This window comes from Acinetobacter gandensis, from assembly GCF_001678755.1.
In the GTDB taxonomy this organism is placed as follows: Bacteria; Pseudomonadota; Gammaproteobacteria; order Pseudomonadales; family Moraxellaceae; genus Acinetobacter; species Acinetobacter gandensis.
This window is the reverse complement of sequence record NZ_LZDS01000009.1, coordinates 1-13,619: the sequence shown is the minus strand read 5'-3', so window position 1 is coordinate 13,619 and position 13,619 is coordinate 1. Positions and strand designations below refer to the sequence as shown.

The window sequence follows — 13,619 nt, the reverse complement described above, 5'->3', positions numbered from 1 at the left end:
AAAGAATAGGGCATTATCGAATCTGATCAATTGAGGGGTGTAGCTCTATTTATTAATCAATTTATATCAGATATAATACTGCCCAACTTGTTGTGCTTAGCTCTGACGGTATCCGTCTCGGTGGGCCAAAAGAATGGTCTGTTATGGTGTTGATCTGCTTTATAAGCCTTCCTTGTATGTCTACAAGAGTGATCAATTGCGATGACAGCTAAACCTTCTTGAATCTTAGGAGTAATCGACGATGCGCGCCGATATTCACCCAAAATATGATACTTTAGTTGCTACTTGTTCATGTGGTAACGTAATCGAAACTCGTTCAGCTCTTGGTAAAGAAACTGTTTACCTAGACGTATGTTCTGCTTGCCACCCATTCTACACTGGTAAACAGAAAAACGTTGATACTGGCGGTCGTATCGACAAATTCAAACAACGTTTTGCTGGTATGTCACGTTCTATCAAACGTTAATATCCAAAACGAAAAAACGGGCTTTATGCCCGTTTTTTTGTGCCTATTTAAACTGAATGAAATGTCAATTTTAGACAGCATAAATATCCAAGACCTTATTGGTCTTGAATATCGATTAAATGATCTAGTTTTTTCTGGAAGTAATCGCCCTGAATAAATCGAGCTTCAACGTTCCAAGCATTGGCAAACAACGTCATGTCATTCAGTTCACGTAGTAGAATTTCTACGTTTCTGATTTCATTAAAGGCAGCAATTTTTTCCTGCAATTCTAGACATGATTTATCATTGGCTAACATCTTCGTGAGGCTATTATCCAATGTTAAGCAATTTACATCTACTTGGCGAAGTAATGACTCGCTATACATTGAATGGCCGAAATTACGTAATGCTAAATCAGCACCATTTTTGCGTAATTCTATAAATGCTTTTTGTGCATCAGCAAGATTGGTCTGAATGTCTTCTTCTGAAAATTGCAAAATTAATGGGTTTTTCACCTTACTACGAATAATTGTAATTAACTTCGAAATAAATTCAGGGAAGGTACGATCGTTGTACAAGACTTCTTTGTTTAAGTTTACAATTAATTTTGCATCAGGGAACTGTGTAATAAAATTATGTAATTGCTTACATGATTCAACTAAAATCCAGCGATCTAATTTAATCGATAGTTCAGAGTCTTCAGCGAGTTCACGTAGTTGAGCAATATCTTTCCATTTGTTTTCAAAAATGAAGCCACTGGTCACTTCATACGTATATAAATGGCTATCTTCTTTATCATAAAGCTGTTGATATTTAAGATGAATTTCACCACGTTCTAAGCTTGTACGAAGTGCTTTTAAGACAGGTGCTTCATTACTTACGCTAATTGGCGCAATTTGAGCCTCAGGCGTACCAAAATCTAGCGCAGGGATTTCTAATTCAAGTGGAATATTTAAATCAATTTCAGGTGCTTTCTGATTGGTTGGTAGTGCAGTCGTAAAGGCCTGGCTAATGACTTGTTCCAAATGTGATTCATCACGAAGGTCGCCATTTAAAACTGCATAACCGATACGCAGATTCAGTGGGTAGCTTTCATTATTTACAGTCAATAATTGCGGCTTACTTAAAGTATTTAAGCCAATTAATTTTGAATCTAATTTAGCTTGATTATCCGCTTGGAATAAAGCCACAAATGCGCCATTGTCTAGACTAAATAATGGTACATGGGTTTGTTCTTTGAGGAACTCTTTTACATTACTGAAATAGCTCTTATAGGTATTCCAATTGGATTGTAAAATAGCATCAGAACACGATGAAAGGGTAAATAATACCAATGCATTAACAGTAGATGGCTGCTTGGTCATCGTTCGGTTAATTTGTTGGTAGCTTTTCGGCTTCTGAGCAACGTTTTCGGTATTAACTGTAGTTTGTCTTGTAGATTCTGTTGTTATATCTACAGCGAGTTGTAGCGCATCTTCTTCTGTCGCTGCAATAAACTCTAACTTCAATGGGTTTTGTTTTACCACCGCAGCATTTTGTGAAGAAAGATCGAAACGACCTAAATCAAATTGGCCTTGGCTGATTTTCTTAAAGCGCTGTTTAAAATCATTCAAATCGGTCGGTTGTAATAAGTCGAGTAATGGTAAACCAATGACATCATCCTCATTATTCAAACCAAAAAGAGTTAAGTATTCAGCATTGGCTTGAATATGAATACCTTCCTGAATGACTGCAACTGCTTTACGACTATCTTCAACCAACGCTTGTGTTTGAGTTTGCGCAGTTTCCAGTTCATCCATTAAATGTTGTTGCGTTTGTTGTAAACGACTAAATGAAAGGGCACGAATTAAACCAAGATAGAAATTATCTATTTCGTTTAAATCTAAAATGTCATAAATGCCTTTACGGATATAATTCGCGTATTGTTCCGCTTGATAATCTTCTGGCTTTAATAGAATGATTGGCAAGTTCGGTTGATTAGAAAGCTGAACCAAACTTAATGCTTGCTCATATTTCAGGTCATAAGCTCGACCAAAAATAATTAAGTCCCAATTTAGATTCAGTTGTTTTTCAAAATTTTGTAAATCGTCGAGTAAGCTGGCTTGAACTTGATGCTCACTTTCTGTCAATAAATCTTGAATTTGGTTAAAACGTATTTGATTATCATCAATAATCAGTAAGCGTGTTTCCGTACGTTTTAGCTTTTTAGACAGTAATGGATTTCTCACTTCAATGCTTCCCATAAGTCATTATTTTTGATTTCATTGCTCTGTTTCGCAATAAAGTCTTTAACGACATTTTCTTGCTCTTCATTCAATAATTCATATTCAAAGCGAATAAAGCTTTGCGTTACTAACTGCGCTTTGTTTAAGTAAACTTTTAGATCTTCTTTACCTAGACGTAAGTGTATCGTTTGCTTTTCGCGGAACAGGTTGGCACCCGGCAAAATAAGCGTGGTTGATACTTGGTCAAGTTGTGTAGTTTGAACCAAAAGTGCTGGCTGGTGATTCGTTGTGTTGCGGTCAGTCCGAATATGCGCGGAACAAGGGTAGATGTCTTGTGCTAAGACTTCTAAGCCAAGTTCGAGACTTTTTTCAGAAGACTGTTTAATCCAGCGAATGACTCCACCACGCCAAGGGCTTTGAGCATTTTCTTGAATTAAAATAAATTCGCCAGTTTTTAAGTTGGCCGGTGTTGTACCTGTCCATTTAATACGGTAGCCATTGACACTAATGTCCAGTACTTCTGCGCTATGAATTTGCTTTGCTTCACGGTCGAGCGCTTTGGCATTGGTCATGCCTGTAGGTATATTTGAATCACTGGCATTAACAAATGAAGCTTCATTATGGAATTGATAATTGCCTTCAAGTTCAAGTGTTTCGTTAAAGTTTTTACCTTTAGAAAGATAAAAGTGTGCAACAGATAAACTGAAACAAATATTGATTTGTGCCGAGTACTCATAACGCTCATGACGGCGTTCTGTATTGTTGGTCAGAATGTTATGAATATGGAAATACAGTGCAGGGGTTAAGAATAATTTCTCATTCTTCGACAGATAGTTGGCATTCTTAGTCTGAGTTTCAGTCAAATGCTCAAGTAAACTCTGTGTAGAAATATACACATTGGGTTGATACTGATTATTTTGTTTCGCGTTTAATACTGGTGGGTGGTCTTTTTTACAGTCAACAATATAACGCGATAGAGTGGTTTCTTTTGGTAAAATTTGAATGAGCTTCGCCCAATCATAACTACACAAATATAACCCGTGTATTTCAGCAGGACGAATTTGATTATTATTAAATATATCCAGCAAAATCAGTTGTGCGTAGGCTTGCGCAATATTAGCAATTTGGTGCTGTGTACCTAAAACCTGATTAATATTACTTTGATAAAAATTATGTTCAATGGCACATTCAATTAACTGATGTGCAGCGAGCCATTGCCCTGGAACCGGCATGGTGTACAGCATGTGCTGTTGATACAACAGCATAGTCATTTGTTGTAGCGCATAGTAAATCGAAGCAATACGCGCGGTTTGCAAACTTTTTTTATGACCAAATGAAAAAATTGAAAATTTTTGCTGATTAAGCTGTTGGTTACAGCGTTTGGCAATATCAATATAAATCTTGGCAAAATGGCTACGTAATAACATGGCCAATTCAATGATTTGGTCATTACGATCCGTCGTAATTAGGCTCTGATTGGTAAAGTGCTTTTCTAAACTGGTAAGCACACTTTCCAAAGTTGGATGAAGAATCTGAACCAAATCAAAACGTAGCATTTCTTGGCACTTGAGCTCAGAAATTTCTAGCAACGCATTGAACAGTGCTTTAGATGAAGTACCTAATTGTAAAATTGAAATGCCATTTAACCACTCTTGTAGTCCTTTGGCATTGGTAGGACAAAAGCTCAGTTTATCCAGCTTTAATTCAGTCGGATGTTGAAACGTATCTGAAGTATGCGTGGTCATCTTTATTATTTAACTCAAAAAGTTGAAGCCCCAAAAAGCGGTGTCTTGTTTTTCTCGCCCGCGATTTCCCGTACAAGTTTAGGAACCAAGTAACCCGGTAGATTCTCTAAAACTTCTTTATATATTAAATCTATGTTCTGCGCTGGTGTATCAAAATGTGAAGCACCTTTGACTTTATCTAGAACATGTAAGTAATAAGGCATCACGCCTGCATCGAATAAGCGGTAACTTAGTTCGACCAATACATCAGCTGAATCATTGACCCCTTTCAATAAAACGGCTTGGTTAAGCACGGTGATTCCTTGTTTGACAAGCTGTTGAAGCTGGCTGCACGTAAAATCATCAAGCTCAGATGCATGATTTGAGTGTACCACTAGAATAATGCGTAGCCTACTGTTTTTTAAAATAGAAACCAGCTCTTCATCGACACGGTTGGGGATTACGATAGGAACTCGTGAATGAATTCTCAAAAATTTAATCTGAGGAATTTCAGATAAACGATCAATCCAGAGTTGAAGTTTACGATTTGACAGCGTCAGTGGGTCACCACCACTTAAAATCACTTCATTAATATCGGGTTGCTGTTCAATATATTGTTTGATATTTGGCCAGTCATCATTTTTAGGTAGGTTTTCTTGGTATGGAAAATGACGGCGGAAACAGTAACGACAATGAACGGCACATGCACCTGTCAATGTCAGTAAAAAGCGGGATTTATATTTATGTAAGACGCCAGGTTGTTGGTTGGCTTGTTCTTCGCCTAAAGGGTCGGTGACAAAACCTTCATGCTCTTCAAGTTCGAGATGATGCGGTAAAACTTGGAGCAAAAGTGGATCAAGCGGATTGCCTTTTTGCATTTTTTCTACAAAAGCACGTGGTACACGTAAGCGAAATTGATCCGTGGCAAGTAGTGCACCTGACAAAAGTTGATCATGTGAAAGTGCTAGGGTATCAAGCAATTCACGTGGGTCAGTAATCAAATCACTGAGTTGAGTTTGCCAGTTTTGCTCTTGAAATAAATAGTTTATCATGCCGAATGTTTGAAAATGCTAGGTTAGGGGATGACCATAAGCCGGATAAATGCAGAGCTCAGAATATAATTTCTAGCTGATCTCAGTTAATTGGATATATGATGAATCACAATTTAAAAAAATTAATTTGGCTTTGAGACCACTCTAATTTTACCTGTTCATGACTGTTGTATAAACAAAGATCTTTCATGTATGAGTGTAACTTAATCATCTTAGGCGCTTTAAGCGGGATTTTTTCATTGCGACATAGTGTATTGGTCATTTAGAATACGCAACATCACATTAATGTGCATGTGGCAGCTTTTTATGCTCAAGTTAGTTCTTGCTAAATGACTTGTCATAGCCCGTAGCACTATAGATTAAAGTTAGTAAGTTTGGAGTGAGCCAGTCATGGCCTATTATTCTACGAATGATTTCAAGTCGGGCCTTAAGGTCATGCTTGACGGTAACCCATGTTCAATCATGGAAAACGAATACGTAAAACCAGGTAAAGGCCAAGCTTTTAACCGTGTAAAATTACGTAACCTTAAAACTGGTAAAGTTTTAGAAAAAACATTTAAATCTGGTGATTCACTAGAAGCTGCTGACATCCAAGAAGTTGAAATGAACTACTTGTATAACGACGGTGAAATGTGGAACTTCATGGATCCAGAATCTTTCGAACAAATCGCTGCTGATAAAGTTGCTATGGGCGACGCGGCTAAATGGTTGAAAGATGACTCAAACGAACTTTGCACAATCATGCTTTGGAACGGTGTTCCTTTAACTGTGAGCGCGCCTAACTTCGTTGTGTTAAAAATCGTTGAAACTGATCCAGGCGTACGTGGTGATACTTCAGGCGGTGGCGGTAAACCTGCTAAGCTTGAAACAGGTGCAGTTGTACGTGTTCCATTATTTGTACAGCAAGAAGAAAGCGTTCGTGTAGACACTCGTACTGGTGATTATTTAGAACGTGCATAATGGTTTAAAAAATAGACTATTATCGAAAGGGATGATGATGAATCATCCCTTTTTTTATACCTAATGGTTTAGTTTTGTATGCCAAAGTATTAGATGAAAACGGCCATAACAGGAGTAAAGTTTCAAGGGAAGAAACAGCAGTACCTCGAACAAGAAAAATCAAGCTGATTTATTTCAATATTTATGAGGGATTGAGATGGAAACCATTCAACCGAAGTCAGGAATGGCTTCAAAAATTATCTGGCTGTTTGTGGCCATTCTAGGTGCCGTATCGTTCGGTATCTTGGCACTAAGTCGTGGCGAGCATGTCAATGCAGTCTGGCTTATTCTTGCAGCAATCTGTGTATATAGCATTGCATATCGTTTTTATAGCTTATTCATTGCAAATAAAGTATTTGAGCTAAATGAACGACGTTTAACACCTGCACATCGTTTGGCTGACGGTCTAGATTATGTGCCAACAAATAAAAGTGTTTTATTTGGTCACCACTTTGCTGCGATTGCGGGTGCGGGTCCTTTAGTGGGACCTATTCTTGCCGCTCAAATGGGTTACTTACCAGGGACAATTTGGCTTTTAGTGGGTGTGGTACTTGCCGGTGCGGTACAAGACTTCCTTGTCTTATTTATTTCAACACGCCGTGATGGTCGTTCACTGGGTGAAATGGCAAAACAAGAACTGGGTTCTTTTGCCGGTATCATCGTTATGCTTGGTGCCTTGGGTGTAATGATCATTATTCTCGCGGTACTGGCATTGGTTGTTGTAAAAGCATTAACCAACAGTCCATGGGGCGTATTTAGTATCGCTGCTACTGTACCAATTGCAATTTTCATGGGGATATACATGCGTTATATCCGTCCAGGTAAAATTGCTGAAGTCTCTATAATTGGCTTTGTATTAATGATGGCGGGTATTATCTACGGTGGTGATATTGCACAACATCCATACTGGGGGCCATTCTTTACTCTTTCAGGTACTGAACTGACTTGGTGGCTGATTGGTTATGGTTTCGTGGCATCTGTATTACCCGTTTGGTTGCTGCTTGCTCCACGTGATTACCTATCTACCTTCTTGAAAATTGGTGTTATTGCAGGTTTAGCAATTGGTATCATGTTTGCATTACCTGAAATGAAAATGCCAGCGGTAACACATTTCATTGATGGTACAGGCCCTGTATTTGCCGGCTCAATGTTCCCGTTCTTGTTTATTACCATTGCTTGTGGTGCGATTTCAGGTTTCCATGCGCTCGTTTCTTCAGGAACGACACCGAAACTTGTGAATAATGAGAAAGATATTCGCATGATCGGTTACGGCGGCATGTTAATGGAATCATTTGTTGCGATTATGGCATTGGTCTGCGCAACAATTCTTGAACCGGGTGTATATTTTGCAATTAATGCGCCAGCGGCTGTAATTGGTACAACGGTTGAGTCTGCTGCAGAAGCGGTACGTACTTTAGGCTTTGTGGTCACGCCTGAAGCATTAACATTACTTGCGCAAGAAGTGGGTGAAAACTCAATTCTGTCACGTACTGGTGGTGCACCAACATTTGCCATTGGTATGGCTCACATCATTACGGAAATCTTCAATAACCGTTCAATGATGGCGTTCTGGTATCACTTTGCGATTTTATTCGAAGCACTTTTCATTTTAACCGCTGTTGATGCGGGTACACGTGCATGTCGTTTCATGGTGCAAGATACTGTGGGTATCGTGATTCCTGCGGTAAAAAACTCACATAATTTCTTTGGTAATATGTTGGGTACAGCTGTAGCTGTTGCAGGTTGGGGTTTCTTTGTATATCAAGGCGTAGTCGATCCACTTGGTGGTATTAACAGCTTATGGCCGCTATTCGGTATCGGTAACCAAATTCTTGCTGCGATGGCACTGATTTTGGGTACAGTGATCCTGTTTAAAATGAAGAAACAACAATATGTTTGGGTGACGATTATTCCAACTGTATTCTTGTTTATCACTGCGATGACTGCTGGATGGCAGAAGATTTTCCACGGAAATCCTAAAATTGGTTTCTTGGCTCAAGCAGATCGTTTTAATGCTGCAATTGCGAAGAACGAAATTTTAGCGCCTGCAAAAACAGTTGCTGAGATGCAAACTGTGGCATTGTCGAATCAAATTAATGCGGGTCTATGTGCATTCTTTATGATCGTGGCTTTTGTCATGTTGTTTGCTGCAATTGGTGTGGTACGTCGTGCATTAGCAAATCCAAACCCATCGGTTAATGAAGCAGAAGCAATTTATCGTGATCCAGCTGAAATTGAGCCATCAAAGTCAGCACATTAATAGGGGAAAGTGAATGAACCTGAAGTTTGCAAAAAGTGGAAAAACAGTGATTTATAAGATCATTAAAATGACCATTATGTCGCAGAAGGATTTAATTCTGAACCCGAAAAATTGGTCACGTATTGCGACCTTGTGGCAGCGTTTGCAGCAAAGTTTTCGCTTGATGGTAGGTGTTCCTGATTATCAAAACTATTTGGAACATATGGCAAAACATCATCCTGATTTGGAAGCGATGGATGCAAAAACCTTTTACCGCTACTGTGTGGATGCACGTTATCCATCAGCAGGTGGCGGTATGAAAAAATGTCCGTGTTAAACACATAATGAAAAAAAGCGCCTTTCGAGGCGCTTTTTTTACACAATCAATTTGAGATTAAACGAAAGGATATGAAAAATTCAGAGCGCTATTATGCCAAGGTAGCAATCGAAGGCGCGAAGTTAAGAAAGATGCATACTTTTTAAATTTAATTGGAATCTAAATTAGGTATGATTTTACATAGATTGTTTTGCTATAAAGAATGTATTTCCATTTAAAAACCTGTATGTTAGTGATCAATCAACTTTTTTATTGGGGAATAAAAGGTGTTTTGGGGAACAGAGAAGCGTCAAGAACAACAGCAAATAAATCGTCTGGTAGATGAGCAAAAACTCGCGTCCTATTATCCTAAAATTAACACTTTTCTTGATCAAATCAATCAAATTATTCTCGATAAAAATCAGCAAACCAAATTGGCTTTAGCCTGTCTATTGGCAGGCGGGCATGTGCTATTTGAAGACTTACCTGGTTTAGGAAAAACAACATTATCCAGTGCTTTATCGCACTTAGCAGGCCTGAAATTTCAACGCATTCAATTTACCAATGACATGCTGGCCAGCGATGTGATTGGTGTGAATATGTTTAATCAAAAAGAGCACCATTTTGAGTTTAAGTCGGGGCCAATTTTTACCCAAATTTTACTGGCAGATGAAATTAACCGTTGTAGCCCAAAGACTCAAAGTGCTTTATTAGAAGCCATGGAAGAGGGTTATGTGACGGTCGATGGTGTACGTTATGCTCTGCCTCAACCATTTTGGGTGGTTGCAACACAAAACCCCTTATTTCAAAGCGGTACTTATGCTTTACCTGAGTCCCAACTAGACCGTTTTTTAATGCGGTTATCTTTAGGTTATCCGTCGCGACAAGCGGAAAGACTGTTATTACAACAAGACTCACGCCATGAATTAATTGCGACTTTAAAACATGTTTTTACTGAAGCCGAAGTATTAGAGCTGCAAAGCTTGGTCGGGCAGATTCACTTGAGTGAAAAAATACTTAATTACATTTTGGATTTGGCCGCAGAAACACGAAAAGGTCGTCATGGTTTGTCCACACGTGGTGTATTGGCACTAAAAAAAGCAGCTCAAGCATACGCGCTGATTGAACAGAGAAATTATGTCAATCCTGATGATATACAAGCAGTATTCGCTGCAGTGGTAGCACATCGTATCGGCTTGTCCAATGCCGAATCAAAGCAACTATTACAACAGATTGCAATTCAATAAGGAGCTGACTTTTGGCTTCGAAATGGCAGCAGTGGATTGCAAGACGCTTTAAAATTGATCAGAAAAAGCAGTTAACTCAAAAAGATGTACTGATTTTCATCTACCAGCAAGGTTATTTGTATCTGGCGTTAATTTTCATCACGTTCATTGCAGGTGTGAATTATGCCAATAACTTAATATTAGGTTTTTGCTTTTTAATCAGTGCAGTGTTGTGTATCAGTTTTTATCTTACGTTTAAGCAACTACATGGTTTAACGCTTGACGTGGTGGTCGGGGAAACGCCACAAATTGGTGAGCCTCAAATTGTGAATTTGTACTTGAATCAAAACCAATTACAAGCTCGTTATCTTTGGTTTAAAACAGCGACACATCTGCAAAAAATCCTCATTCAAGACAAACAGCATCATGTTCAGATTAATTTTGAGACGACACACCGCGGTAAATTTACAATTCCTGAAATTCAGATTTTTAGTACTTATCCATTTGGCTTGGTAAGAGCATGGACATATTTATATGTCCAACAGGAGGCCTGGGTAGCGCCTCAATCAAGTGTAACAATTGCTGAAAATAAACAACATCAACAAAATTTTGAACCAGATATGGATGAGTTTCGTGAGCTGAGAAGTTTTCAAACAGGAGATTCATTGCACGCTGTTTCATGGAAGCAAGCAGCACGTGGGCAAGGTTTATATGTCAAAGTATTTGAGCAATATGCTGATCAACATAAACTTGAAATAGATTATCAGCAAATGCCAGCGAACTCACATGAAGAAAAGCTCAGTTTGATGATGGGTTTAGTTGAACAAGCGGAACAATTAAATTGTACTTATGCGATGTATTTACCACAGGCTGAATTGCCATTTGGCCAAGGGCAACAGCAATTGGCTACAGCTAAACTTTTATTGGCGCAGGCTTAACATATGATTCAGCCTTCTATTCAACGTGCGATTTTACTGACTTTGGCTTTGGTGCTTGCCACTCAAGTTCTTTATATTCCAATGGCGACAACTTTGGTTTTTTTTATCATTTGGATTTGCTTGCTACTCAATATGCGAGTCAATAAAAAGCCCTTGTCTAAAGTTTGGACTTATTTACTGACTTTGAGTGCATTAATCAGTATTTACCTGAGCCATAAAACTTTTATTGGTGTTGATGCAGGTGTAGCAGTACTTACGACATTTTTATTTGCCAAATCACTAGAAACGAAAAATAAACGCGATGTAATCATCATATTTAACTTTGCCTTATTTGTGATTGCGAGTAGCTTTTTATTCAGTCAATCTTTTGGCATGGCTGCGCTTGTTTTAACGGCGTTAATGAGCTGTTTTATTGGATTATACCGTTTACAGACCATTGGTTTTAGTCAAAACTTAATCGGTGAAATACAAGCGATTAAACAAGATATTGGTCATGTTGGAAAGTTTATCTCCTTAGCTGTTCCATTCTTTATCTTACTATTTCTCTTTTTTCCACGCCTGCCGCCACTATGGCACATTCCAATTCCTGAAAATAAAGCCACAACAGGTATTAGTGACAGCATGTCTCCAGGCGATATTGCTGAGTTATCACAGTCGAGTAGTTTAGCTTTTCGTATAATCGGTGATATTCAAGCCTTGCCACCACGTACAGAGCTGTATTGGCGGGGGATGGCATTAGATGAATATGATGGCACTAAATGGACCAGTCATTTTGTAAATCAACAAGCAACTCAATTTGATGTATCACAAATACTACCGAGCAAGACTTTAAAGTACCAATATCTTGCTGCTGACCCTAGTGTAATGTGGGTGATGGCCCTTGAGCAATCTGTGCCTACAGAGCCACGATTTCTATTTGGTCAAGATGGTCGAATTACGCCTTATCGTTTAACGGCTCGGACCGAACCAATTCAATTAAAATGGTTAGGCATAGCATCGCTTCCGCAAGTGGTTCAGTCACAGTGGTTAGCTAAACTAAATACGCGTTATGTACATCAGTTAGATTACAAGTCTCAACGATTGGCTCAAGAATTATGGGGTAAAAGTGGGGCGGATCCAGAGCGTTATATAGATCAAGTATTTCATTGGTATCAAAACAATAACTTTGTTTATACTTTAAGCCCCGGTGTGCTTGGACAAAATCGTATCGATGATTTTTTATTTGGTTCACGACAAGGCTTTTGCGAACACTTTGCTTCAAGTTTTGCAATGTTGATGCGTTATGCTGGAGTGCCAGCACGAATCGTTGTGGGTTATCAGGGTGGTCAATTAGCACCAGATGGTAAAAGTTGGGAAGTTCGTCAGCTCGATGCTCATGCGTGGACAGAGGTTTATGTCAATCAAAATTGGCGTCGTATTGATCCGACGGCCATCATCGCACCGCAGCGTATCGATGGTGGAATGCAGGATTATATGGCACAAGATCGTACAATTTTTGGAACAAAGCAGTCGACTTGGGCCTATCAGCAATTTGCCATATTGAAAAAAGTACGTGTATGGAGTGATTATGCGAGTTACCAATGGCAAAGCAAGGTCGTAGGTTATAATACTGAATCTCAACAACAATGGTTCAAAAAGCTCGGTGTAAATTCTGCATATGCAGGAGGTTTAATACTTGTATTGAGTATTGGTGGAGTTGTTGTATTTTATTTTATATGGATTATGTGGAAAAAAAGAAAAAGTTTAAGCCCTCTCGAAAGAGAAATTACCAATTTTGCAAAGAAATTACCCTTGAACCTACAAAAAGGAACTTCTGAAAGTTTTAGGCATTGGTTACAACGTTTGGCTGAAAATGTACCTGAACAAGAAAAGGATTCATTCGAACAAGCTATTACGTTATTTGAACAGGAAATTTATGTAGGTAGAGCGCTAAGTTCTCAAGATATTCAATGTTTTAAGGCTTTGCTTAAAACTTGTACGCAAAGTTTAAAAAACTCAGAAAAGGGCTTGTCATAAAAAATAAAAATGAATATGATGCTTGGACTTCAGGTGTATAGCTCAGTTGGTTAGAGCGCTACGTTGACATCGTAGAGGTCTCCAGTTCGAGTCTGGATATACCTACCAAGATTACTTTTTATACAGCTTTCTGTGGGGTTGTATAAAGCAGAAAACCTTCTAAATTCAAAAATTTAGAAGGTTTTTTTGTTTTTGGTAGTTTGGTACGTTTCTCCAAAACTGACGCTAGCTTGTATCACTACGTGTATCACTGTCTAATAAGGCTTTGTTGCACAAACCTATCTGTAAAGGCTTTTTCAGCGATATAATTTTCAAATGAAGAAGCCTGCACACAAAATCTACCGCACAACCAATTGGCCCGCATATAACCGAGCACTTATGAGTCGCGGAAATATTGCCATTTGGTTTGATCCTGCTACGCAATGGTATGCGCCATCAA

General features: G+C 38.7%; 10 protein-coding genes, 1 tRNA gene and 1 pseudogene. 9 read left to right on the top strand and 3 right to left on the bottom strand.

What is annotated here, in order from left to right:
- Window positions 1–241 precede the first annotated feature (241 nt).
- A complete protein-coding gene (rpmE, locus tag A9J31_RS04460) occupies window positions 242–466 on the top strand; it encodes a 50S ribosomal protein L31 (RefSeq protein ID WP_067762762.1) in 225 nt (74 codons plus the stop codon).
- Window positions 467–561: 95 nt separating this feature from the next.
- Here rpmE and A9J31_RS04455 read toward each other — a convergent pair whose 3' ends face one another.
- Genes A9J31_RS04455 through epmB form a run of 3 tightly spaced genes read right to left on the bottom strand, consistent with a single transcriptional unit; the run spans window position 562 to window position 5,446 of the window.
- A complete protein-coding gene (locus A9J31_RS04455) occupies window positions 562–2,688 on the bottom strand; it encodes an EAL domain-containing protein (protein WP_067762761.1) in 2,127 nt (708 codons plus the stop codon).
- Complete coding sequence (locus A9J31_RS04450) at window positions 2,670–4,415, bottom strand: GTPase (RefSeq protein WP_067762786.1); 1,746 nt, start codon at window positions 4,413–4,415, stop codon at window positions 2,670–2,672. Before A9J31_RS04450 ends, A9J31_RS04455 begins: the two co-directional genes overlap by 19 nt.
- A 14-nt stretch (window positions 4,416–4,429) precedes the next feature.
- Window positions 4,430–5,446 (bottom strand): EF-P beta-lysylation protein EpmB, encoded by a 1,017-nt coding sequence (gene epmB / locus A9J31_RS04445; protein WP_067762760.1) that lies wholly within the window; start codon window positions 5,444–5,446, stop codon window positions 4,430–4,432.
- A gap of 390 nt (window positions 5,447–5,836) precedes the next feature.
- Between epmB and efp the strand changes: the two genes are divergently transcribed.
- From efp to A9J31_RS15550, 8 genes and pseudogenes are all read left to right on the top strand, one after another.
- Window positions 5,837–6,406: an elongation factor P gene (gene efp, locus A9J31_RS04440; RefSeq protein ID WP_067762759.1), complete on the top strand. Its 570-nt coding sequence runs from the start codon at window positions 5,837–5,839 to the stop codon at window positions 6,404–6,406.
- A 196-nt stretch (window positions 6,407–6,602) separates the two neighbouring features.
- Window positions 6,603–8,705, top strand: a complete 2,103-nt coding sequence (locus A9J31_RS04435) for a carbon starvation CstA family protein (protein WP_067762758.1) — start codon at window positions 6,603–6,605, stop codon at window positions 8,703–8,705.
- Between the two features lie 13 nt (window positions 8,706–8,718).
- On the top strand, window positions 8,719–9,021 hold the full coding sequence (locus A9J31_RS04430) for a YbdD/YjiX family protein (protein WP_067762757.1): 303 nt from the start codon (window positions 8,719–8,721) through the stop codon (window positions 9,019–9,021).
- 266 nt (window positions 9,022–9,287) lie between these two features.
- The gene (locus A9J31_RS04425) at window positions 9,288–10,247 is read left to right on the top strand and encodes an AAA family ATPase (RefSeq protein ID WP_067762756.1); all 960 of its coding nucleotides are present in this window, start codon (window positions 9,288–9,290) and stop codon (window positions 10,245–10,247) included.
- Window positions 10,248–10,258: 11 nt separating this feature from the next.
- Window positions 10,259–11,164 carry a DUF58 domain-containing protein gene (locus A9J31_RS04420; protein ID WP_067762755.1) on the top strand — a complete coding sequence of 302 codons (906 nt, stop codon included), beginning with the start codon at window positions 10,259–10,261 and terminating at the stop codon, window positions 11,162–11,164.
- A 3-nt stretch (window positions 11,165–11,167) separates the two neighbouring features.
- Window positions 11,168–13,180 carry a transglutaminase TgpA family protein gene (locus tag A9J31_RS04415; RefSeq protein ID WP_067762754.1) on the top strand — a complete coding sequence of 671 codons (2,013 nt, stop codon included), beginning with the start codon at window positions 11,168–11,170 and terminating at the stop codon, window positions 13,178–13,180.
- A gap of 31 nt (window positions 13,181–13,211) precedes the next feature.
- Window positions 13,212–13,288: transfer RNA gene (locus A9J31_RS04410), tRNA-Val, on the top strand.
- A 207-nt stretch (window positions 13,289–13,495) separates the two neighbouring features.
- A pseudogene (locus A9J31_RS15550) lies at window positions 13,496–13,619 on the top strand (IS5/IS1182 family transposase); the annotation flags it as partial.

What these genes read in the sequence shown, in the direction of transcription:
- epmB (WP_067762760.1), bottom strand. Translation starts at nt 5,446, where the DNA reads ATGATAAACTATTTATTTCAAGAGCAAAACTGGCAAACTCAACTCAGT.
- A9J31_RS04450 (WP_067762786.1), bottom strand. Translation starts at nt 4,415, where the DNA reads ATGACCACGCATACTTCAGATACGTTTCAACATCCGACTGAATTAAAG.
- A9J31_RS04430 (WP_067762757.1), top strand. Translation starts at nt 8,719, where the DNA reads ATGAACCTGAAGTTTGCAAAAAGTGGAAAAACAGTGATTTATAAGATC.
- efp (WP_067762759.1), top strand. Translation starts at nt 5,837, where the DNA reads ATGGCCTATTATTCTACGAATGATTTCAAGTCGGGCCTTAAGGTCATG.
- rpmE (WP_067762762.1), top strand. Translation starts at nt 242, where the DNA reads ATGCGCGCCGATATTCACCCAAAATATGATACTTTAGTTGCTACTTGT.
- A9J31_RS04455 (WP_067762761.1), bottom strand. Translation starts at nt 2,688, where the DNA reads ATGGGAAGCATTGAAGTGAGAAATCCATTACTGTCTAAAAAGCTAAAA.
- A9J31_RS04415 (WP_067762754.1), top strand. Translation starts at nt 11,168, where the DNA reads ATGATTCAGCCTTCTATTCAACGTGCGATTTTACTGACTTTGGCTTTG.
- A9J31_RS04435 (WP_067762758.1), top strand. Translation starts at nt 6,603, where the DNA reads ATGGAAACCATTCAACCGAAGTCAGGAATGGCTTCAAAAATTATCTGG.